The organism is Paenibacillus puldeungensis, from assembly GCF_042678945.1.
Classification (GTDB): domain Bacteria; phylum Bacillota; class Bacilli; order Paenibacillales; family Paenibacillaceae; genus Fontibacillus; species Fontibacillus puldeungensis.
Map to the genome: position 1 here is coordinate 1 of NZ_JBHTLM010000014.1, position 19200 is coordinate 19200.

At 47.3% G+C, this 19200-nt stretch carries 20 protein-coding genes and 1 riboswitch; of the genes, 5 read left to right on the top strand and 15 right to left on the bottom strand.

Annotation, left to right across the window (positions count from 1 at the left end; all coding sequences use genetic code 11):
* Positions 1 to 671, top strand: a 671-nt coding sequence (locus tag ACFQ3W_RS17630) for an IS4 family transposase (RefSeq protein WP_379320560.1), incomplete at its 5' end; no start/stop codon positions are given.
* Positions 672 to 848: 177 nt separating this feature from the next.
* On the opposite strand, the gene ACFQ3W_RS17635 is transcribed toward ACFQ3W_RS17630, so the two are convergent.
* The 3 genes from ACFQ3W_RS17635 to ACFQ3W_RS17645 form a co-directional block, all read right to left on the bottom strand.
* A complete protein-coding gene (locus ACFQ3W_RS17635; protein ID WP_379320561.1) occupies positions 849 to 1361 on the bottom strand; it encodes a GNAT family N-acetyltransferase in 513 nt (170 codons plus the stop codon).
* A gap of 357 nt (positions 1362 to 1718) precedes the next feature.
* Positions 1719 to 2957 carry an ATP-binding protein gene (locus tag ACFQ3W_RS17640; RefSeq protein ID WP_379320562.1) on the bottom strand — a complete coding sequence of 413 codons (1239 nt, stop codon included), beginning with the start codon at positions 2955 to 2957 and terminating at the stop codon, positions 1719 to 1721.
* The gene (locus tag ACFQ3W_RS17645) at positions 2954 to 3673 is read right to left on the bottom strand and encodes a LytR/AlgR family response regulator transcription factor (RefSeq protein WP_379320563.1); all 720 of its coding nucleotides are present in this window, start codon (positions 3671 to 3673) and stop codon (positions 2954 to 2956) included. Before ACFQ3W_RS17645 ends, ACFQ3W_RS17640 begins: the two co-directional genes overlap by 4 nt.
* Before the next feature lie 223 nt (positions 3674 to 3896).
* Here ACFQ3W_RS17645 and ACFQ3W_RS17650 point away from each other — a divergent pair, with 223 nt between their 5' ends.
* Both ACFQ3W_RS17650 and ACFQ3W_RS17655 read left to right on the top strand, forming a co-directional pair.
* Positions 3897 to 4643: an ABC transporter ATP-binding protein gene (locus tag ACFQ3W_RS17650; protein ID WP_379320564.1), complete on the top strand. Its 747-nt coding sequence runs from the start codon at positions 3897 to 3899 to the stop codon at positions 4641 to 4643.
* Positions 4640 to 6745, top strand: a complete 2106-nt coding sequence (locus tag ACFQ3W_RS17655; protein WP_379320565.1) for an ABC transporter permease — start codon at positions 4640 to 4642, stop codon at positions 6743 to 6745. Before ACFQ3W_RS17650 ends, ACFQ3W_RS17655 begins: the two co-directional genes overlap by 4 nt.
* 127 nt (positions 6746 to 6872) lie before the next feature.
* On the opposite strand, the gene ACFQ3W_RS17660 is transcribed toward ACFQ3W_RS17655, so the two are convergent.
* The 4 genes from ACFQ3W_RS17660 to ACFQ3W_RS17675 form a co-directional block, all read right to left on the bottom strand.
* Complete coding sequence (locus ACFQ3W_RS17660) at positions 6873 to 7508, bottom strand: class I SAM-dependent methyltransferase (RefSeq protein WP_379320566.1); 636 nt, start codon at positions 7506 to 7508, stop codon at positions 6873 to 6875.
* Between the two features lie 19 nt (positions 7509 to 7527).
* Entirely contained in the window at positions 7528 to 7974 is a 447-nt protein-coding gene (locus ACFQ3W_RS17665; RefSeq protein WP_379320567.1) for an aminoacyl-tRNA deacylase, read from the bottom strand.
* Between the two features lie 29 nt (positions 7975 to 8003).
* Positions 8004 to 8522: a DUF4937 domain-containing protein gene (locus tag ACFQ3W_RS17670; RefSeq protein WP_379320568.1), complete on the bottom strand. Its 519-nt coding sequence runs from the start codon at positions 8520 to 8522 to the stop codon at positions 8004 to 8006.
* Positions 8523 to 8676: 154 nt separating this feature from the next.
* Positions 8677 to 9195 carry a DJ-1/PfpI family protein gene (locus ACFQ3W_RS17675; RefSeq protein WP_379320678.1) on the bottom strand — a complete coding sequence of 173 codons (519 nt, stop codon included), beginning with the start codon at positions 9193 to 9195 and terminating at the stop codon, positions 8677 to 8679.
* Between the two features lie 124 nt (positions 9196 to 9319).
* Between ACFQ3W_RS17675 and ACFQ3W_RS17680 the strand changes: the two genes are divergently transcribed.
* A complete protein-coding gene (locus ACFQ3W_RS17680; protein ID WP_379320569.1) occupies positions 9320 to 9694 on the top strand; it encodes a winged helix-turn-helix transcriptional regulator in 375 nt (124 codons plus the stop codon).
* A gap of 39 nt (positions 9695 to 9733) precedes the next feature.
* Here ACFQ3W_RS17680 and ACFQ3W_RS17685 read toward each other — a convergent pair whose 3' ends face one another.
* The 5 genes from ACFQ3W_RS17685 to ACFQ3W_RS17705 form a co-directional block, all read right to left on the bottom strand.
* Positions 9734 to 10105, bottom strand: coding sequence for a cupin (locus ACFQ3W_RS17685; protein ID WP_379320570.1), 372 nt, complete (start codon positions 10103 to 10105; stop codon positions 9734 to 9736).
* A gap of 112 nt (positions 10106 to 10217) precedes the next feature.
* Positions 10218 to 10391 carry a hypothetical protein gene (locus tag ACFQ3W_RS17690; protein ID WP_379320571.1) on the bottom strand — a complete coding sequence of 58 codons (174 nt, stop codon included), beginning with the start codon at positions 10389 to 10391 and terminating at the stop codon, positions 10218 to 10220.
* Between the two features lie 308 nt (positions 10392 to 10699).
* Complete coding sequence (sdhB, locus tag ACFQ3W_RS17695; RefSeq protein WP_379320679.1) at positions 10700 to 11464, bottom strand: succinate dehydrogenase iron-sulfur subunit; 765 nt, start codon at positions 11462 to 11464, stop codon at positions 10700 to 10702.
* An 18-nt stretch (positions 11465 to 11482) separates the two neighbouring features.
* Positions 11483 to 13228, bottom strand: a complete 1746-nt coding sequence (sdhA, locus tag ACFQ3W_RS17700; RefSeq protein WP_379320572.1) for a succinate dehydrogenase flavoprotein subunit — start codon at positions 13226 to 13228, stop codon at positions 11483 to 11485.
* A gap of 259 nt (positions 13229 to 13487) precedes the next feature.
* Positions 13488 to 14159, bottom strand: coding sequence for a succinate dehydrogenase cytochrome b558 subunit (locus ACFQ3W_RS17705; protein ID WP_379320573.1), 672 nt, complete (start codon positions 14157 to 14159; stop codon positions 13488 to 13490).
* A gap of 298 nt (positions 14160 to 14457) precedes the next feature.
* On the opposite strand from ACFQ3W_RS17705, the gene ACFQ3W_RS17710 reads away from it, so the two are divergent.
* Complete coding sequence (locus ACFQ3W_RS17710) at positions 14458 to 15360, top strand: LysR family transcriptional regulator (protein ID WP_379320574.1); 903 nt, start codon at positions 14458 to 14460, stop codon at positions 15358 to 15360.
* 188 nt (positions 15361 to 15548) lie between these two features.
* Here the strand turns inward: ACFQ3W_RS17710 and ACFQ3W_RS17715 are convergent, their stop codons facing one another.
* The 3 genes from ACFQ3W_RS17715 to ACFQ3W_RS17725 are packed head-to-tail and all read right to left on the bottom strand — an operon-like array spanning position 15549 to position 18839.
* Positions 15549 to 16793, bottom strand: a complete 1245-nt coding sequence (locus ACFQ3W_RS17715; RefSeq protein WP_379320575.1) for a cation:proton antiporter — start codon at positions 16791 to 16793, stop codon at positions 15549 to 15551.
* Between the two features lie 29 nt (positions 16794 to 16822).
* Positions 16823 to 17485, bottom strand: coding sequence for a potassium channel family protein (locus ACFQ3W_RS17720; RefSeq protein ID WP_379320576.1), 663 nt, complete (start codon positions 17483 to 17485; stop codon positions 16823 to 16825).
* Positions 17486 to 17501: 16 nt separating this feature from the next.
* Complete coding sequence (locus tag ACFQ3W_RS17725; protein ID WP_379320680.1) at positions 17502 to 18839, bottom strand: TrkH family potassium uptake protein; 1338 nt, start codon at positions 18837 to 18839, stop codon at positions 17502 to 17504.
* Between the two features lie 73 nt (positions 18840 to 18912).
* A riboswitch (cyclic di-AMP (ydaO/yuaA leader) is annotated at positions 18913 to 19070 on the bottom strand.
* Positions 19071 to 19200: the final 130 nt, after the last annotated feature.

A 19200-nucleotide genomic window follows, 5' to 3' on the forward strand; every position in this document is an offset into this window, starting at 1 on the left:
CCGATCAAGGCCACCTTCAAAAGGTGACAGAGACCACAGGAAACTCGCCGGACCTGCATAGTTGTGCAGATGTTTTGGATCCGAAGTTTATTCTCGTGGCTGACCGAGCGTACGGCAAGCATAAGCGGTTTGACGAATACCTGGAGCAAAATCAGTCTTTTGTGATCAGGCTCCATGATAATACCACCTTTTATGAACCGATCCCAAGGGAACGCAATCAGCCGTTTACCGGAACACTGGAACAGGATTTCACTTGCCAATTGGGAAAAAACAAATCCCTTTCCCAGCATCGGTTTCGGGTCGTGATCCTGAAAGATCCCAATGATAACCCCGTTATTTTGGCGACCAATCTGCATTGGCATTACGCAGAAAAGATTGCGGAGATCTACAAGAAACGGTGGCAGATTGAAGTGTTTTTTCGCTGGATTAAGCAGCATTTGAACATTCCTAAATTATTTGGAACGACTCCTAACGCAGTCTATGGGCAGTTGTACACGGCTTTAATAGTTTACGTCCTACTGAAATTCCTGTTTGATCAAGGCAATGCTAAGGTTCATCCGAGCGCCACACTGACATTTGCCGAATTCGATCGGTTATTTACTTTGCAATTATTGCCACCGGAGTGGAGAGTGTATTTGGCTAACAACGCGGCCTCCTCTTCCATAATTTAGTTAATCAACAGGCGTGCACTTTTTGCATTTACTAAGCCGCCACAGGTAAGGAGAGTAATGAATAAATGTACAAAATACAACTACTGCAAAAAGAAGCTCCCCTAACGCGCTCATAAAGCTCATTTTAGGAGAAGCTTCTTTTCTTTGTTCCTTCATCATCTTATAGTAGGGGATAATCTATAGCTGCTTATAGTAAAACACCGTCTCATGAAGCTCCCCGTTAGCCGATCTGGCGAACTGAGGAATGCGTCCGGCCTCAATGTAACCAAGCGAGCGATACAGCAAATTCGACGGATCACCGCCCCGCGTATCCAAAACGAGCAGACTTCTAGCTTCACGCTCCGCCTTCTCCTCTACGGCTAACATCAGCTTTCTCGCGATTCCCTGCTTCCGCGCCTCCGGGTGGACCATCAGCTTTACGACTTCGGCCCGGTGAGACCCATTTTGCTTTAACGCAAGATGAAGCTGTACGGTACCCACAATCCCACCGTTCTTGACGGCTACCCATAGAATCACACCGGGTCCGATCACTTCCTGCCAATACTGCAGCGCTTCATCTTTAGATAACGGCGGCAAAAAACCGATCGACGCGCCATCCTCTACGACCTGAATTAACAAGTCCGCTAACTGCTCCAACTGAAGTGAATCCAATACGTTCAATTCTATAACCTCGACCTGAGAATGACTCACCTGGCTACCTCCCTGCGAAAATGCTGAACTTTTTTTCCTGATCATACCACAGCTCCACCGAATCTATCAAAATTTTCCTGAGGAGCCCATCAATTAGCACTTACCAGACAAAGTTCTCCTCGTATCCCAGAAAGATAACCAGCTCACCGGCCACAAAGAATCCACCAAAAGAGTGGGCTAATGCTGAAGTCACCAGGACTACCCGCCAAATCTTCGTACCGGATTACGCACGTATCGACATCCTCCATTCAGCGAAAATACCGGGTGAAATATTTCTACAAACGGATTCAGAACCTCTACCCCGCCCTCAGGCACTCCTATTAATAGCATACGCCTCACATGCTGACATTTACTCCCCTACTCCAGCAAAGCAAGATAAAGAAACAACGTGAACTGTCCATCTTCGGTTGTTATGGACACCGACCCGTCGTACCGTCTTGCGATTTCCTCGATGCTCGCCAACCCAAAACCGTGAGCGGCCAAATCAGTCTTCCCGGTAGCAAAGCGGCCGTTTCTTTTCTTGGGCGGTTCTAGAAGGGGATTTTGCACCTGGAGAACGAACATGCCTTTATCCGCTCTGGCCTTCACCTTAATCGTTCTTTGCCCCACCGGCAACCGTTCGCAAGCCTCAATCGCATTGTCCAGACTGTTGGCAAACACGGCACAGAGATCAACCCCATCAATGGACAGCTTGGCTGGAACGGTTACAGAAATCTCCGTTTCGATCCCCATTTGCTCCATCAATGGCTGCTTCGCGCCCCACACTGCGTTAATAATACTGTTATCACTGTATCTATACGAGCTCCCCATCGCCGGAGAGTGTAGAAGCTGTCCCAAGTACTCGCGCAGTTCCTGATCCGGGAGAGAAGACATGGTTTGCAAATGGTTGGCCATATCGTGCCGCAGCCGCCGTACCTGAAATTGCTCCTGCTCCAGATTTTCATATCTTAATAAATTGAGTTGATAGAAACTCTTTTCTTGTTCCAGCTTGTGTTGACGGGCCAATATGACCACCGCCCACAAAAGTCCTATAGAGGATAAGGTGACTAAGGGGAGGAGAATGATATCTTGCATTTCGTTGCCTCGCCCGTAAGGATCCCCGAGTAAGACGGTGATGAGCGTAGCTGCAAAGGGCGTCAGTGTCAGCACATCCACCAGCCCCCAAAGGCTCGGCGGCAAATGGTATTCCTGCTTGGGCGCAAAGCGCTTCAGTGCTAGGAACACCAACAGCCATATCGTGAATCGAAACAAATAGCCGATATCAAACAGATAGTAGTTGCTGTCCACCAAGGCGCTGGAGGACAAGCCTAAACTGGACAAGATGAGGGTAATGGATAGGCGCTGAAGCCAGGTTCCCTCGCAGCAAAGAAACAATACAGCACCGAATCCCAGCAGTGTACCGGGAAGATTAACCGGGTCCCCTATAAATATGACCATCCCTGTAAAGAACCAACAACCTATATAAAGCAACGGTTTAGCCCAGCCTTTGCGCCGGATCGGCAGAAACCATTCCACAACGAACATAGCAAATATAGGCGAAATAAAACCGAATATCCTATTAATGAACTCCAGTAACCCATTGCCTATTATATTCACTCCCAGCTGTCCTCCCCAATCATAGCCTGCGCCAGCGCCATCATTGCGCTCTGCCTAAGCGCACGGCTAATCGGCAAGCAAGCACCGCCTATCGTAACAGTATTCCTCTCCACCCGCTGAACCGCTTCGGCCCGGACCAGATACCGCTGGTGGATACGAACAAAGCCGTTTGCCAGCTGTTTTTCCACCTCATCCAGCTTGCCATAAAAAGCATACTCCCGCCCTTCGGTGACCAGTTTGACAAGCCGTCTATCACTATAAAAATAAAGGATATCCCGCTTCGCGATACGAAATATCCCGTCTGAATTATGTACGAGATAGGTTTGAGGCCGCCGATGGTCCAAAAGCTCCCGAGCCCGTTTTATCACCTGCCCCAGCTTCTCTTCCTTTACAGGTTTGACAAGGTAGTCCATCGCCTGTACAGCATACCCGTCAAAGACAAAGTCAGCGTACCCGGTAACAAAGACGATCATAAGTCCAGAATCCTGCTGCCTGATCAGCTGCGCAGCCTGCAAGCCAGAAATCCCTTTGAGCTCTACGTCCAAGAAAAGAAGATCCATTTCCCCTCTATGCTTACCCGTCCACTGGACGAGCCCCTCACCGGAGGAAAATTCGTAGAAGACCTGTCCATCAAAATTGCGCAGCAAGTGCTCCAAAGTATGGCGCAGTGCATCACGAGCCCGGCTCTCATCGTCGCAGATCCCTATCCGGAGCATTTAGCCTCACCTCCTTGTCCTCTTATTTTCACACAAACTCAAGACGGTAGTGAATAACAAAGTGCTCATGGCAGCTGCAAAACATTACCGTAGACGTGCAAAACTTTACACTCTGAGCAAATCGCTGCAAAACTTTACATCGTATACTCCAAATATAGCCCGGCCAAGCAGGCACCTTATCTAAGAGAGATATAGTGGAGCCATAGAAAGGTGGTTGAATACGATGCTTCATGTTCAAAATCTGCACAAATCTTATCAGATCGGAAAAACAACCTACGAGGTGCTCAAAGGAATCGACTTGTCCGTGGCCGAGGGGGAATTTGTAGCCGTGATGGGCCCCTCCGGCTCTGGGAAAACAACGCTGCTCAACTGCATCTCCTGCTACATTCCGTTTGATTCCGGTCAAATCACTTTAGGCGGGCAGGAGTTGGCCCGTTTAGCCGAGGATGAGTTGGCAAAGGTTCGAAATCAAAAGCTCGGCTTTGTATTTCAGGACTTCATGCTGCTCGACGGACTTACCGTCCAGGAAAACATTATGCTGCCTCGCATCATTGCAGGCCAAACCGACAGGGTTATGGAACAAAGAGCCGATCAGCTCTGTGCCATTTTCGGCATCACCTCGATCAAGAACAAATACCCTGTCGAAATATCCGGCGGTGAAAAGCAGCGTACCGCCGTAGCGCGTGCCCTCATGAACGAGCCTCTGGTCATATTAGCCGATGAACCAACCGGAAACTTGGATTCCAAATCCAGCCGGGCGGTCATCTCCACGTTTCAGGAGGCTCAGAAGACGTTATCGGCCACCATTTTTATGGTGACCCATGACAGCTTTGCCGCCTCCTTCTGCGACCGGGTCATCATTTTGCAGGATGGCGCGGTCTACCGCAACCTGGAGAAGGGCAAGGACCGCAGCATCTTTCAAGATGAGCTGCTCGCAACTATTAAGGAAATGAGCGGTGAGAACGGATGAGGACCTTTGGACAAATTCATGCGAAGCTCCGCCGCCATAATCGTAAAAACTACACCCTGCTCGTCGTATGCAATCTGTTTTCGGTCATGCTGATTACCGCCTTCGTCTTTATGATGCGCTCCCCCACCGTTCTCACGATTTTGCCTGAGGGGGGCGACTCCCGCAAGCAGATGATGTCCATTTTTGTGCTGGCTATCGTCGGCTGCGGCGTATTTATAACCTACGCAGCTTCCCTGTTTTTTCGCTTCAAATCCCGGGAGACCGGTATTTTTATGGCGCTTGGCGCCTCGGTCAGCCAGCTTCGCTTTCAGCTTTTCAAGGAATTGACCCTTATTGCCGTAGGCTCCTGCTTGGCTGGGACCCTGCTGGGTATGCCTTTATCCTGGGGCATTTGGCAGCTCTTTCGTTTGCTGCTTGTGGACACAGAAGAGATGGTCTTGACCTTTGATCCGCAAGCTTACCTGTATGCCGGAGCTTTTTCACTGTTTACGATCGTTACACTGTTTACGATGGGTTTGCGGTTCATCCACCGAACCCAGATCATTGATATCGTAAATGAACAACGGCGGACCGAGCGAATGCGCGATGTGCGGCCATGGTACGGTCCGGTTGGCATTGTATTGATGCTGACAGGCGGCTTTATGGGATATATCGCTCCCTCCGTCTGTATCCTTGTATTTCATTGGTACCCGCCCGTCTGGATCAACATTCTCTACTTACCGCTGTTTGTCGGCATTTATATGGTGCTGATGCATACCGTAGTACGCGGCTGGAGCCGCGGCCAGAACCGTTACAATCACATCATTACCCGCAGCATGATGAAGTTTCAGGGGAGACAGACCGTACGCAATATGCTGGTCATTACGGTGCTGCTGGCAGGAGCCTACTTTGCGGCCTTCTATACCCCTATGATGGGCACCGGCTCGATTATGGAAGCCGAGCAGCGCCCTGTCGACTACGCTTTTCATTACCGTGCAGATCAAACGATGCTGACCCGCTCCGAAATTGAGCAAATGGCATCCGAAGAAGGAGTCGCGATTACGAGCTGGCAGGAGGCGGATTTTGCAAATTTAGGTCAGGATGGGCGGACCTCTATAGAAGATGGCGGCGGTAAATACCATTATGAGTACAGACCGCTGCTTCAGGAAGGAAACTATATTTCTGAGAGCAGCTTTAAACTGATGAGCGGCCAAAATATTGATATTCATCCGGGCAAATTTGGCGCCGTATTGGCCAAAGACGGCTCAGGCGATTACCTTATCACGACGGATTCGACAATGCTGACGAACATGGTTAGCCAAAAGACGCTGAAAACTTCTTTTCAGGAATATATTTACGACGATATGATGGCTACCAGATATTACGTGCTGGACGATTCGGACTACGCGGCCATCACCGCTGATTTGACAAATGCCTGGAAAGAGAAGCTCATTTATTTCAATGTGAAGAACGTGCAGGATACGTATCCTTTTGCCAAACGGCTGTATAACAGCATCATTGATCACTCAGGCCCGAAAGCCGAGGTTTCCACATTTTTTGACCGTGTAAGCATTGCGGCAGCTCATAAAACGGGAGACCAGGCTTGGGAGGATGCGAAAAAGAGAGACGGATTAAAATTTACAGAGCGGAACTCCATGGAATTCAAAATGTTTTGGAAATACGCACCGCAGTTCCGCGTGCTGGACCGCAGCGATTTTGTGGCCAACTTCGCAGTATTTCTAATGCTGTTTGTATTTATCGCCATCATTTGCTTTGCCGCCGTGCTGGTCATCGGGTTTACACGCTGCATGACGATCGCTATCCATAATCGGCAGGTTTACGACGACTTGAGGCATCTTGGCGCCAGTCCGAAATACTTGTACCGATCGGTTCGAGGGCAAATATCCAAAGTGTTCGGCGTCCCCGCCGTGGTTGGCACCATCCTGATTTATACCTTGTACTTCATCATTATGTATTTCAATGATAACCTACTGACGCCTGCGGAAATCGCCGGTCTGCTAAACTGCTTGCTCGTGCTGTTCGGACTGAGCGGAGTGCTGTGGGGCTTTTACCGGTATACGCTGCATAAAGTTTGCCGGATGCTGAATGTTAGAAAAGCATAGCTGGACTGGTTAGCTTCGCCCAAGCTTTGGACGCTCCAATCCAAAAGGAATAAACTGCGTTCGCAACATTAGGAGGACCCCCCTATGCCAGAAAACGGAGGGGTTCCTCCTTTGCTTTTTTAAGATACTAATTCTTCCTTACAATGATGTATCTTAATATGTACTCTTTAGCCGATTGATCCTGATAGGTCAACGATTCCCGGATCGATCCGGTTTCTAAAAGCTGCATTCCTGTAAAGTGATCGATCAAATCCTGCTCAGAGAAGAAGTGGGCGTATTTACCTTCGGTGTATTCGTAAGTGCCGTCTTCTATCCGTTTTCCCATACCATTGTGAGAATCCTCGTCTGAGAAACTAGTAAAGTACATAAGTCCACCAACTCGTAGATGTCTTGCACATTGCTCCACCAGCATTTCTCGCTCCGGCTGTAGCAATAAATGCAGCAGATCATAGCAATACACGGCATCATATCGTTTACCGTCCGGTCGTGGGCTTAGCGCCGAGTCCTCAACAAATCGGGTTTTCGGGTCCCACTCTCTAGCAAGCATTATCGCATCATGTGAAAGCTCAATACCTTCGACCCCAAAAAAAGGAGACAAGGCTTTTGTATTTCTACCGTACCCCGAACCCGGTACCAGCACTGTCTTGACATGGTTTTCCAGAAATAAATTCTTAGCGTGAAATGCTGTCTTACTGGGCTCCTGCCCCCAAATCATGCCTTCCTTTTTGAATCTGCGGTCCCAATAGTCCTTTAACTGGTTCATCCCGTGATTCACCTATCCCTTATCTGATGAAAGCGATCGTTTTAACAAGCTTCTCTAAATCGTTCGGGCGAATCTTTAATGTCGTATTCGGAAAACCTGTTCCTCCATAAACGTAGTCGAAACGGTAGAGCTCACGATCCATGATAATAGGCAGGTGGTGCTGAATTAGCGACACGCTTCCGATTTTACTGCCGGTCACTGCCTCCACTTCCTGAGGTTTGGCTAACTTGATTTGCTGTACCTGCAGCAACGCTTTTAGCTGTTCAAAATCCACTCTTCCAAAATCACCCGAAATAATCAAAGCGAAAAAACCGTTATCCGTTTTTAAAATCAAGGTTGGAGCAGTTTGCCCGATATGAATGCCGAAATAGTCGGCTCCTTCCTGGGCCGTATTGATTTGTTGTCGATGCTCGATGATCTCATAATCAATACCCTGCTGATCCAAAAAAGCTATCAGTTTATCCATCGCCTTCTCCTTTTGTTTTCCCTTCGCACCTAACTAAAAACATGCCAATCCGGCTCCAAATCGATTCGTGCCTCCACATTATAGCCGAGCTTATCTTGTACGTTCTGTAATAATAGTCGTTTTGGGACGGCGTTATTGTTCATTTGCATCATTAGTAAGCTTTTTTCCCGAAGCTGGTCGTCTAAAGTGTGTCCTGTGCTGTCATCAAGGAGCGTTAAACCGGTTAGGATTTTCAAGTCCATGCTGTCTATATCGCATTCTCTTTTTTCAGCGTTCCCTAAGCTAATTTCTATTTTTTCATACGATCCCGATTGCTGGTTCTCGTTCATAATCTGATCGTGTAGCTCTGTCATAAAATGCTGGTATGCGCCATGAGACTCCCAAAACGCAACAATGATGGCGTCGTTAACATTTAGCTGATTCCAGCCGCCAACCTGTGCCTTAAAACCCGGAGCTGCCGCTAGCTGCGACGACCAGCCCGATTGAGCGATATGAAATGCCTTCTTCGAGTCCTCATTGACCGTACATTGAATTAGCTTAATGAGCATCTTCTTTCCCCCCGGTACATAAGGTTCTATACTTATCTATCATACCTATTGCTCTGAATTCTGCAAAAATAGAAATTAAAGAAGAAGCCTTCGAATTTAGAATTCAAAGACTTCTTCAAATGGGTTATTAAAATTATCCAATCCATTGCTATTTTTAACGAAGTGCAGCAACCAAAGCTTCTCCAAATTCCTTGGCACCCTGAGGGCCGTCTCCGGTGATAATATCATCATGGGCAACAACGTGCTTTTCAACATATTTCACATTGTTTTTGATCAATTGATCCTTTTGTACATCAACAGGGTAACATGCAGCTTCACGACCTGAGAGCAAGCCTGTTTTTGCCACAGTTACAGCGCCGGCACAGATCCCTGTTACCAGCACTTTTTCATCATAGGCTTGTTTTAAGTAAGTTTGCAATTCTGCATTTTCCCATAAATGATCGTTTGTACCTGAACCGCCGATCACGGAAATAACGTCATAATCTGTGGCTTTTGTATCCGTGAACTTCACTTCGGCAACTGCTTTACCTTGATAGTCGCCAATGATTTCTCCAGTGATCGTGCTGGCTATGGTAACTTTGACCCCGGCACTTTCTAATTCCTCTTTAGGTTGAAATAATTCGTCTTCGTTAAACCGTTCAGGTGGTATAATAAGTAATGCTTTTTTATTCATCATGTCCTCCTAATTAATAATGATTATCACTATGTTAATTATACAGTGCTCTATCTGGATTATGAAGAATGCACTTTTTTGAACGGAGGTTACTTGGAAGTAACTAATAAGGAGAGATTATTGCATGGCCGAGACGCTAAGAGACGAAATAAAGAAAAAGATCATAAATGGAGATTTCAACTGTGAAAAGGAATACACTTTATCGGTCATCAGCGGCAAGTGGAAGGTTGTTATTTTATGGCATTTAGGTGTTGAGGGACCCCATCGATTTAGTGAGCTTCAACGGCTCTTTCCAAAAATATCCCACAAAATATTAACGAACCAGCTACGTGAATTAATCGAGGATGGCATTGTCCACCGCGAAGTAATCCCTGAAGTCCCACCCAAGGTCGAATATTCGATGACAGAGCTGGGAATGACACTGCTCCCCCTCATTCAGATGATGTATGATTGGGGAAAACAACGTATGGATCAATTTAAAAGAGAGCTTGAATTGTAAAAATGGAAGCTGTAATGCTTCCTTCCTCCTTACCAAACGTTATCTCTCTACAAGATAGCTGTTCATCAGATCCATATGATCAGATTCGACCACGATAGCTGTCATGCCAAGCTCAGTCCTGATCTCATGCCACTCTCCAGCTTCCCATACAGCCAGTTCTCCAGCTTTGATATTCTTAATAACGTTTTCCTTACCAGTCACCAAGCCCTCACCAGACACAACTAAAAACAGCTGAGGAACCGCCGCTTCATGCCCTCCAATAATGCCTTGTTCAGAAAGATGGATACATCCGATTTGAATGACATCAATTTGTTTTTCAAGCATTCGAATAATTGGTGTCATCACTACATTTTGGCTGTCAAAGCGATCTACTGGCTTCCCATGCTCTTTGCCGTAACTGTATATTTTCAATATGCATCACATCCTAAACTAATAGATAGGCTAACACTTCCCCAAAAACCAAAGTCGTCAATGTAACGATGTAGTTTTTAGTTCCCTTGAGATACCTCCAATCGAGGAACGCCTAAAAACCAATGGCAGCTAGTATAATCCTGCCCCAGATCGCAGTCTTCTTTCCCTCCTCGGGAAGCTCCGGTCTACCAAGTCCAACTGTCCATATTCTCAGTATCAGGTTAAAAAAAACGGTAAGCAAAAGGACGATGTTGATCGAAAACATAACTCCCGTCGCATCACTCACTCCTTTCCTCTTGCTAATAACGATAGCTACAATGTCCGATCTGCGCTAAAGAATCTAGATGATCTTATTTGGCCGAAACCACATGGTTTTCTATTCTAACGAATCCATACATTCTTATTTGCTCAAAAAATACAATAAAATCGTACTTAACCACTAAATAGCGCTACCTGAGTTCGTTAGAATCGGAAACTGGACATCTTCATACAAATAACGTGGCTCAGGTTCGTTAGACTCTCCTATTAGCACTGGCCCAAACTGAACAAAAGGACCGAACGACATTCGCCCGGTCCCTTATATAAAATGTTCAATTACACACCCAACCAGCGTTTAAACATATGCTTTGTAGTCGCTTTGTTCATCTCCGCGATCGAGGTGGTCAGCGGGATGCCTTTCGGGCAAGCACGAACGCAGTTTTGTGAGTTCCCGCAGCCCTCAATACCTCCGTCCTCCATCAAGGCTTCGATCCGTTCGTCCGCATTCATTTCACCAGTTGGATGAGCATTAAATAAACGCACCTGAGAAATTGGCGCTGGCCCGATAAAATTGGTCTTCTCGTTGACGTTCGGGCAAGCTTCCAGGCAGACGCCGCAGGTCATGCATTTGGACAATTCATATGCCCATTGGCGTTTTTTCTCCGACATGCGTGGCCCTGGCCCCAAGTCATAAGTACCGTCAATCGGGATCCAAGCCTTGACCCGCTTGAGTGCATTAAACATTCGACTGCGATCAATAACGAGGTCGCGAACAACCGGGAAGGTTCTCATCGGTTCAATGCGAATAGGCTGCTCCAGATTATCAATCAGTGCCGCACAAGCCTGACGCGGTTTGCCGTTAATGACCATGGAGCACGCGCCGCAAACCTCCTCCAGACAGTTCGATTCCCAGCACACTGGAGCAGTATGCTCGCCCTTCATGTTTACTGGATTGCGCTGAATCTCCATCAACGCGCTAATGACGTTCATACCGGGGCGATAGTTCAGCTCAAACTCTTCCGTATAGGGTGCGGACTTCGGATCATCTTGGCGCGTAATGATGAATTTTACTTTTTTGGCCGCAACTTGAGTTTCCGCCATTGCCATAGCTTTTCCCTCCTATTTATCCTTCGAATAGTCGCGAATGCGCGGCGGGATCAGAGAGACGTCCACATCTTCATAGGAAATTTGCGGTCCGTCAGGCGTCCATGTCGCTTTCGTTGTTTTCAAAAATTCCTCATCGTTCCGTTTCGGGAAGTCCGGCTTGTAGTGAGCTCCCCGGCTTTCATTCCGCAGCAGTGCTCCAAGCGTCATCGCCTCTGCCAGCTCAAGCATGTTCCAAAGCTGACGAGTAAATGCTGCACCTGAATTGTTCCAGCGCGACGTATCGTTAATGTTGATTTTTTTGTAGCGCTGCTTCAATTCTTTAATTTTGTTGATGGTCGCCTCAAGCTTGTTATTATAACGAACAACCGTCATATTGGCGGTCATGCACTCGCCAAGCTCCTTATGAATCACATAGGCGTTTTCGGAGCCGTTCATGGCTAGGATACCTTCATATTTCGCCTCTTGCGCTTTACGATAGCCTTCAAACACAGCCGGACTTACGTCCTCAGCCGACTTCTTCAACCCGTGGATGTATTCCACCGCTTTCGGTCCGGATACCATTCCGCCGTAGATGGCGGAGACGAGTGAATTGGCGCCAAGCCGGTTGGCACCATGGTATTGATATTCGCATTCACCTGCTGCAAATAGGCCAGGAATACTCGTCATTTGATTGTAATCAACCCACATGCCGCCCATAGAGTAATGAACCGCCGGGAAGATTTTCATCGGTATTTTACGAGGGTCGTCGCCCATGAATTTTTCATAAATTTCAATAATACCACCAAGCTTAACGTCAAGTTCCTTTGGATCCTTATGGGACAGATCGAGATAAACCATGTTCTCCCCATTAATGCCGAGCTTCATATCAACGCAAACATGGAAAATTTCCCGTGTCGCAATATCCCGAGGTACGAGGTTGCCGTAAGCCGGATACTTCTCTTCCAGGAAGTACCACGGTTTGCCGTCCTTATAGGTCCAAATCCGACCGCCTTCCCCGCGTGCCGATTCTGACATGAGTCGCAGCTTATCATCTCCCGGAATCGCCGTGGGGTGAATTTGAATGAACTCGCCATTGGCATAATGCACGCCTTGTTGATACACCGCGCTAGCTGCGGTGCCTGTATTGATCACCGAGTTTGTTGTTTTGCCGAAAATAATCCCGGGACCACCTGTTGCCAAAATTACCGCGTCGGCAGCAAAAGTTACGATTTCCATCGAACGCAGGTTTTGAGCGCAAATACCGCGGCATACTCCTTCGTCATCCAGCACGACGGAGAGGAATTCCCAGTTTTCGTACTTCGTAACGAGACCTGCTGCCTCATGACGGCGAACCTGCTCATCGAGCGCATACAGCAGCTGTTGTCCTGTCGTTGCACCGGCAAAAGCGGTCCGGTGATGTTTCGTTCCGCCGAACCGGCGAAAATCAAGCAGACCTTCCGGCGTACGGTTAAACATAACGCCCATCCGGTCCATCAGGTGGATGATTCCCGGCGCAGCCTCGCACATCGCCTTGACCGGCGGCTGGTTAGCGAGGAAATCTCCGCCGTAGACGGTATCATCAAAGTGCTCCCAAGGGGAATCCCCTTCGCCTTTGGTGTTAACCGCACCGTTAATGCCGCCCTGTGCACACACGGAGTGGGAGCGTTTTACCGGAACGAGCGAGAACAATTGAACCGGCACGCCCGCTTCCGCCGATTTAATCGTAGCCATCAGCCCGGCCAGACCACCGCCAACAACAATTAAGCTTTGTTTAGCCATGTTTTCAACTCCTAAAAGTTTTGTGAGCGTTACTTCTATGAACTACTTCGAACAAAACTTACTTCGTAAGCATTCACTTAGTTTTGTGAGCATTACTTCTACGAACTACTTCGAACAAAACTTGCTTCGTAAGCATTCACTTAGTTTTGTGAGCATTACTTCTACGAACTACTTCGAACAAAACTTGCTTCGTAAGCATTCACTTAGTTTTGTGAGCGTTACTTTTTCTCTTAAATATCCATTCTACTTATGGCATTTCTTAGGCTATAAATGCCTTTACCGTTTGCAGCATAGCCGTTCCCTCAGCCTGGAATTCTGTGCTACGGAAGGTGAAAAGCGACCATACAAACATAATCGATACGATCGTGAACAAGCCCATGCAAATGAAGGAAGACACGCGCTGTGCCCGCGGTCCAACAGTGATGCCCCAGCTTACCATAAACGACCATAATCCATTCGAGAAGTGGAATGCTGCAGAGACAACCCCGATTAAATAAAGTGCGAAAAATACCGGCTGATTGACGATATCATGCATCACCGCGCCAAGCTCTTCATGAGTGACATTGCCTAATGCCACTTGAATACGGGTCTCATACACATGCCAAATGACAAAGACAAATGCAATACCCCCGGTAACCCGCTGTAGCAAATACCGAAGGTTTCGTTCCGTCTGAAACCGGCCATTGTTCGGCTTTGCTTGGAAGGCGATATACAATCCATAGACGCCATGATATAAAAGAGGCAGCCATATCCCGAAAATCTCCAACACTAGTACTAGTGGAAGGCTATTTAAAAATGCTACGCTATCCTTAAACCCTTGGCTTCCGCCCTCCACGGCTGAAAAGTTGGTAATCATGTGCTCCAGAATAAAAAATCCCAGCGGAATGACACCCAAAAGCGAATGCAGTTTTCTGGAATAAAACCCTTTCATAAGTGCATGTACCCCTTTCTCGTTTCCAACTTTCGTTCGATAATTAGCTATATTTCGTCACCAATCGACCGTCTGACTGCACGAAATAATATGACATACCTTACAGCCAGGTCGCCTTTTTGCCATGTTACAAACGTAACATGTGAACATCCTGTGTCGCTTTTCATGTTACTCCTTTTTAGCTTATAATGGAATTGCAATATATTTATTAACACTTATAACAAATTAACATAAGCGGACAGCTAGACGCGGTAGGTCGAGGCACATTTCTCTTATTCCGAAAAGGGGGCTCTCTTAAATGCTAGAAGAACTGCTGGTATTTACGACCGTAGTTGAGCAATCCAGTTTGAACAAAGCGTCCAAGCTGCTCAATCTGTCCCAGCCAGCCTTATCCCGAAAAATAGCCAAACTTGAAGAAGAATGGGGTGTTTCCCTCTTCCACAGAAAAGGTAAACGTCTTGAATTGACCCGGGTCGGTCAAGAAGCATATATGTATGCACTCGAGCAGCGTCAGAGGCATCAAAGCTTTCTCCAAGCTGTCTCCCGCTTCAAAGCAGCCGAACGAAGCGTAGTTACCCTCGGCGCCAGCCTTACAACCATTCAGACAACATTGCCCCCGCTCGTTACGGCGCTGATGGATAAATTCCCCGACATTGAGGTCAAGCTAGTTACCGGAAAAACGCACGAAATTGTCTCGCATGTTCGGGATAAAAAAGTTGATATCGGAGTCATTGCCTCTTCCATAAGTGAAACAGGGCTTAAGTGTTTTCCTCTTTTTCAAGATCATTTGGAGCTCGTAGTGCCGCGTGGTCATGAGCTTGCAGGCAGCAACCATGCGGAAATGGAAAATTTGAACGGGCGCTCGATGATCATCTTTTCGAAAGGAACGTGGTATCGTAAGCTTATCGACGACCTTTTTGGAAGATATAGCGTTATGCCGGACATCCGTATGGAGATCGATTCTTTTGAAGCGATCGTCCGTTTGCTGCCAACCTGCAAAGCAGCCGCACTGCTTCCAAGATCCTACTTACGAAAGCCACTGCTGCGCGATAATGGATTGGTGACCGTACCCATGCAAGAGTTGGAGCAGACGCGAAGAGAAACCTGCCTCATTTATGCTGACAGATCAGAGCTTACGCTTGAAACGAAAGAATGGATTTCCCATATCCGAGAAAGTTTGATTAAGGAGCTGTCGATGTGAGCATCACGTAGAAACGATACACCCCCGACTTCAAGGCGTAAGAAGTAGTGTGTCTAGCGGGTATTCAATAGTTTTAGTTTCAAGTCATAAAACAAGAAAGAACCTGACGGAATATTCAATTCTCCGCTAGGTTCTTCTGTTCTTCTATATGTAAATCGAGCATCTGCAAAAAACAGCTGCAGCAAGCCTCAACGCTTCGCTGCAACTGTTTTTATTTCCAAACCGAGTTTTCTTGCAACCCAGCCGGTTGTGCTGGCCTGAATAACAATTGTCAGCATAATCGCCATAAAGGCGATCGCTGTAATGATATTGGCGTTAGCGATACCCATTCCTGCGATCATACCTGATAACGCTGCAGGAATAACTCCAGTCTCGCGTACCCAGCACATGAACAACAGTTCTCGCCATGTCCATTTCACCTTGCGGTCCGGCCAAGCGCACAGCAAAATCGTAAGCGGCCGGGCGACGAACATCAATACGAGCACGGCTCCGAGACTTTGCCAGAAATACTGTCCAAGCGTTCCAAAATTCACTTGACTGCCGAGCAGAACGAAGATCAGCATCCGCATCATCACCGTCATATTCTCGGCGAACGAGCTGATTTCAAGGTGATTCTCCTTCAGGGAAAGTCCAAATGTCTCAGCATTTCCCCAAATCACACCAGCCACAAAAGTCGCCATAAATCCGCTGACATGGAGCAAATCCCCGATCAGGTAGGAAGACAAAGCGCAAACAATCATCACGATGGTCGCGTAATCGCGTAAAAATCCGTGACGGGCATGTCCGGCAAAAAAGGTTAAAATCCCCGCAATCACAATCCCGGTGAGAATCCCGCCAAGCGCCGTTTTTAGAAAATCACCCGTCATCGCCCCAAAATCCAGCGAGCCTCCTCCTACCACTGCAGCCAGCAGAGCGAAGGTCAAGATCGATCCGGTAGCGTCGTTGAAAGCCGACTCACTTTCCACGGTTTCGCGTACCTGCTCCTTGATTTTAACTTGTTTAAACACCGGAATAATCGATGCGGGGTCTGTCGAAGCAATAACCGCAGCAGCAAGAAAGGAAAAGATCCAATCCACGCCAAACAAAAAGTGAACTCCGGCACCGACAACTAACGTTGAGATCAGCACCCCGGGCACACTAAGCAGCGATAGCGTAATCCACACTTTACGCAGCCCGCTAAGCCGTAAATTCCGGCCGCCATCAAACAAAATCAGTGCAGAACCAACGGTTAAAATCAATTGGTTGATGAGGGAGCCGCTGGATTCGTGAATTAGATTCAGACCAGGTCCCAGCAGCATCCCAACAGCAATATATACCGCCACATCGGGAAGCTTCAGCTTGCTGGCCAGCTTGCCGGACACCATCCCGACACTTATGACAAACAATACTAGTATTAAAAAGTGATGAATCGAGTCTGTTACAGACGATTCCATTGATGTCACACTCCAACTGTTGGTCACTGTTATTCGTTAACTACTTCTTCGAACTCCTCAATGTTCTTTTTCGAGCCGATGATAACCATAATATCACCGGTATTCAGTTGGTCCATTGCAGTAGGAGCGACAAGGATTCCATTATTCCGATGAATAGCCACGATACTGCAGCCGAAACGAGCTCGAGGGTTCAGTTCACCAACACTCTTCTGGTCTAGACAGGCAGGCACTTTCATTTCCACAATGCTGTATTCCTTGGACAGTTCAATATAATCCACCAAATTGGGGGTTACCAGCTGGTGAGCAACCCGAACTCCCATATCCCTCTCTGGAAAAATAACCCGGTCTACGCCAAGCTTCTCCAGCGCTCGCCCGTGCAGAACAGATATGGCCTTGGCCACCACGGTTTTAATTCCTAGGTCTTTAAGCAAAATAGCGGCGAGGATGCTCATTTGGATGTCATTACCAATTGCTACTACCCCGCAATCAAAGTTGCGAACACCTAGCGATTTCAAGACTTCCTCATCCGTTGCATCCGCTACGACAGCATGCGTCAGATGATCGCTCATTTCGTCGACCAGCTCCTCATTCCGGTCAATGCCTAGGACCTCATAGCCAAGATCCATGAGCTCCAGTGCCAAACTTGAGCCAAAACGCCCAAGTCCGATCACTACAAACTGCTGTGTTTTCATCGTTTGGTTAATCCCCTTATCCTATAATCATTTTGCCTTCCGGGTGGCGATATAATTCTTTACCCTTCTTCGGTCCAAGCGCATAAGCCAGCGTCAGCGGTCCGAGCCGTCCGGCGAACATGGTGAGGCTAATAATAATTTTACCGATCACTGTCAGTTTTCCGGTTAACCCCATCGTTAGACCGACGGTACCAAACGCAGAGGTCGTTTCAAACAAAATGCTAAGGAAGCTTGCATCCTCCGTCGTTGACAGCACCATGGCCACCGCAATGACCAGGAACAAGGATAACATCGTAAGTGTGATTGCCTTGAAGATCCGTTCTTGAGTAAGCCGGTAACGAAACAGCACAAGGTCGGAGCGTCCACGAATCATGGAAGCCACCGCGCCAACGAGAATCGTAAATGTCGTTGTTTTGATCCCGCCCCCGGTAGAGCTAGGCGAAGCCCCGATAAACATCAGAATAATGATGAAAAATTGGGTTGCCTGGCGCAATGCACCGATATCGAGCGTATTGGCTCCCGCCGTTCTTGGCGTAACCGATTGAAAGAAGGAGCTCCAAATTTTCCCGCTCCAACCCAGTGGTTCAAGCGTTCTAGGATTCGTGAATTCAAATATGAAAATGACAATCGCGCCGATCAAAATCAGAGCGGAAGTCATAGATAGTACGACTTTGGAATGTAGCGAAAATCTGCGATGTCGCCGAAATTCAATGATGTCAGATAATACAATAAACCCGATGCCACCAGATACAATCAGGAACATGGCAACAAAGTTGACGATGGGATCAGCGACATATTGCGTCAGGCTCCTATATTCTCCGAATAAATCGAACCCCGCATTGTTAAACATAGACACCGCATGCCATACACCGTAATACAACGCCCTCCCAATCGGCATATCAAATGACCAGCGGATGGCAAAGATTAGGGCCGCGCAGGATTCAATAACGAGGGAATACATCAATACCTTTCGAATTAATCTTACGATACCCTCCATCGTGTTTTGGTTCATCGCCTCTTGGAGGAGTAAACGGTCTCTAAGCGATATTTTGCGTTTCAAAACGAGTGAGAACAACGTTGCCATGGTCATGAAGCCGAGACCGCCCACCTGTATTAACATGACAATGACAACTTGCCCAAACGTGGAGAAATAGGTGCCGGTGTCGCGAACGACCAAGCCCGTAACGCAAGTAGCTGAAGTGGCCGTAAACAGTGCATCAACAAAAGGCAACGTCGTTCCCTTTGTGCTGGAAATCGGGAGCATCAGCAAAACCGAACCCAGCAAAATAATAAGCGCAAATCCCATCACCAAAATTTGTGGCGGAGATAAGCTGATTTTTTTGAAGAACAACATATTCACCTCATCGTTGTAGTTAAAAAAGAACAAAAGAAAAAAAGCACTGGATTTCCAATGCCTTTCGGTGTTTGGCTCCTGTTGCAAAGGCCTACGAGGTTAGCTGCCGGATTCGGACATGCACAGTTGCCCTATTCGCTGGTTGTGGCAAGTAGCCGCAAGTTTACGCGAAATTCACCCCCAAAAAATCGGTTCCCCCGTTTTCAAATTGAAATTCGGCCGATATTCTTTTTTTCATAAATTTTCATTTCATTTTCGTCAAATGGATTATAATCCTTATTCACTTCCACTACAAAGTTGTATTTCCATGAAAAAGCTGTAAAATTGGCTAAAAGCAGCGAAACAATCTTTAAGTTCGCTT

Excerpts from the sequence above, each read along its gene's own strand:
- ACFQ3W_RS17665 (WP_379320567.1), bottom strand. The coding sequence starts at position 7,974 with ATGGATAAACTGATAGCTTTTTTGGATCAGCAGGGTATTGATTATGAG.
- ACFQ3W_RS17675 (WP_379320678.1), bottom strand. The coding sequence starts at position 9,195 with ATGAATAAAAAAGCATTACTTATTATACCACCTGAACGGTTTAACGAA.
- ACFQ3W_RS17710 (WP_379320574.1), top strand. The coding sequence starts at position 14,458 with ATGCTAGAAGAACTGCTGGTATTTACGACCGTAGTTGAGCAATCCAGT.
- ACFQ3W_RS17680 (WP_379320569.1), top strand. The coding sequence starts at position 9,320 with ATGGCCGAGACGCTAAGAGACGAAATAAAGAAAAAGATCATAAATGGA.
- ACFQ3W_RS17720 (WP_379320576.1), bottom strand. The coding sequence starts at position 17,485 with ATGAAAACACAGCAGTTTGTAGTGATCGGACTTGGGCGTTTTGGCTCA.
- sdhB (WP_379320679.1), bottom strand. The coding sequence starts at position 11,464 with ATGGCGGAAACTCAAGTTGCGGCCAAAAAAGTAAAATTCATCATTACG.
- ACFQ3W_RS17655 (WP_379320565.1), top strand. The coding sequence starts at position 4,640 with ATGAGGACCTTTGGACAAATTCATGCGAAGCTCCGCCGCCATAATCGT.
- sdhA (WP_379320572.1), bottom strand. The coding sequence starts at position 13,228 with ATGGCTAAACAAAGCTTAATTGTTGTTGGCGGTGGTCTGGCCGGGCTG.
- ACFQ3W_RS17715 (WP_379320575.1), bottom strand. The coding sequence starts at position 16,793 with ATGGAATCGTCTGTAACAGACTCGATTCATCACTTTTTAATACTAGTA.
- ACFQ3W_RS17670 (WP_379320568.1), bottom strand. The coding sequence starts at position 8,522 with ATGCTCATTAAGCTAATTCAATGTACGGTCAATGAGGACTCGAAGAAG.
- ACFQ3W_RS17705 (WP_379320573.1), bottom strand. The coding sequence starts at position 14,159 with ATGAAAGGGTTTTATTCCAGAAAACTGCATTCGCTTTTGGGTGTCATT.
- ACFQ3W_RS17660 (WP_379320566.1), bottom strand. The coding sequence starts at position 7,508 with ATGAACCAGTTAAAGGACTATTGGGACCGCAGATTCAAAAAGGAAGGC.
- ACFQ3W_RS17645 (WP_379320563.1), bottom strand. The coding sequence starts at position 3,673 with ATGCTCCGGATAGGGATCTGCGACGATGAGAGCCGGGCTCGTGATGCA.
- ACFQ3W_RS17725 (WP_379320680.1), bottom strand. The coding sequence starts at position 18,839 with ATGTTGTTCTTCAAAAAAATCAGCTTATCTCCGCCACAAATTTTGGTG.
- ACFQ3W_RS17650 (WP_379320564.1), top strand. The coding sequence starts at position 3,897 with ATGCTTCATGTTCAAAATCTGCACAAATCTTATCAGATCGGAAAAACA.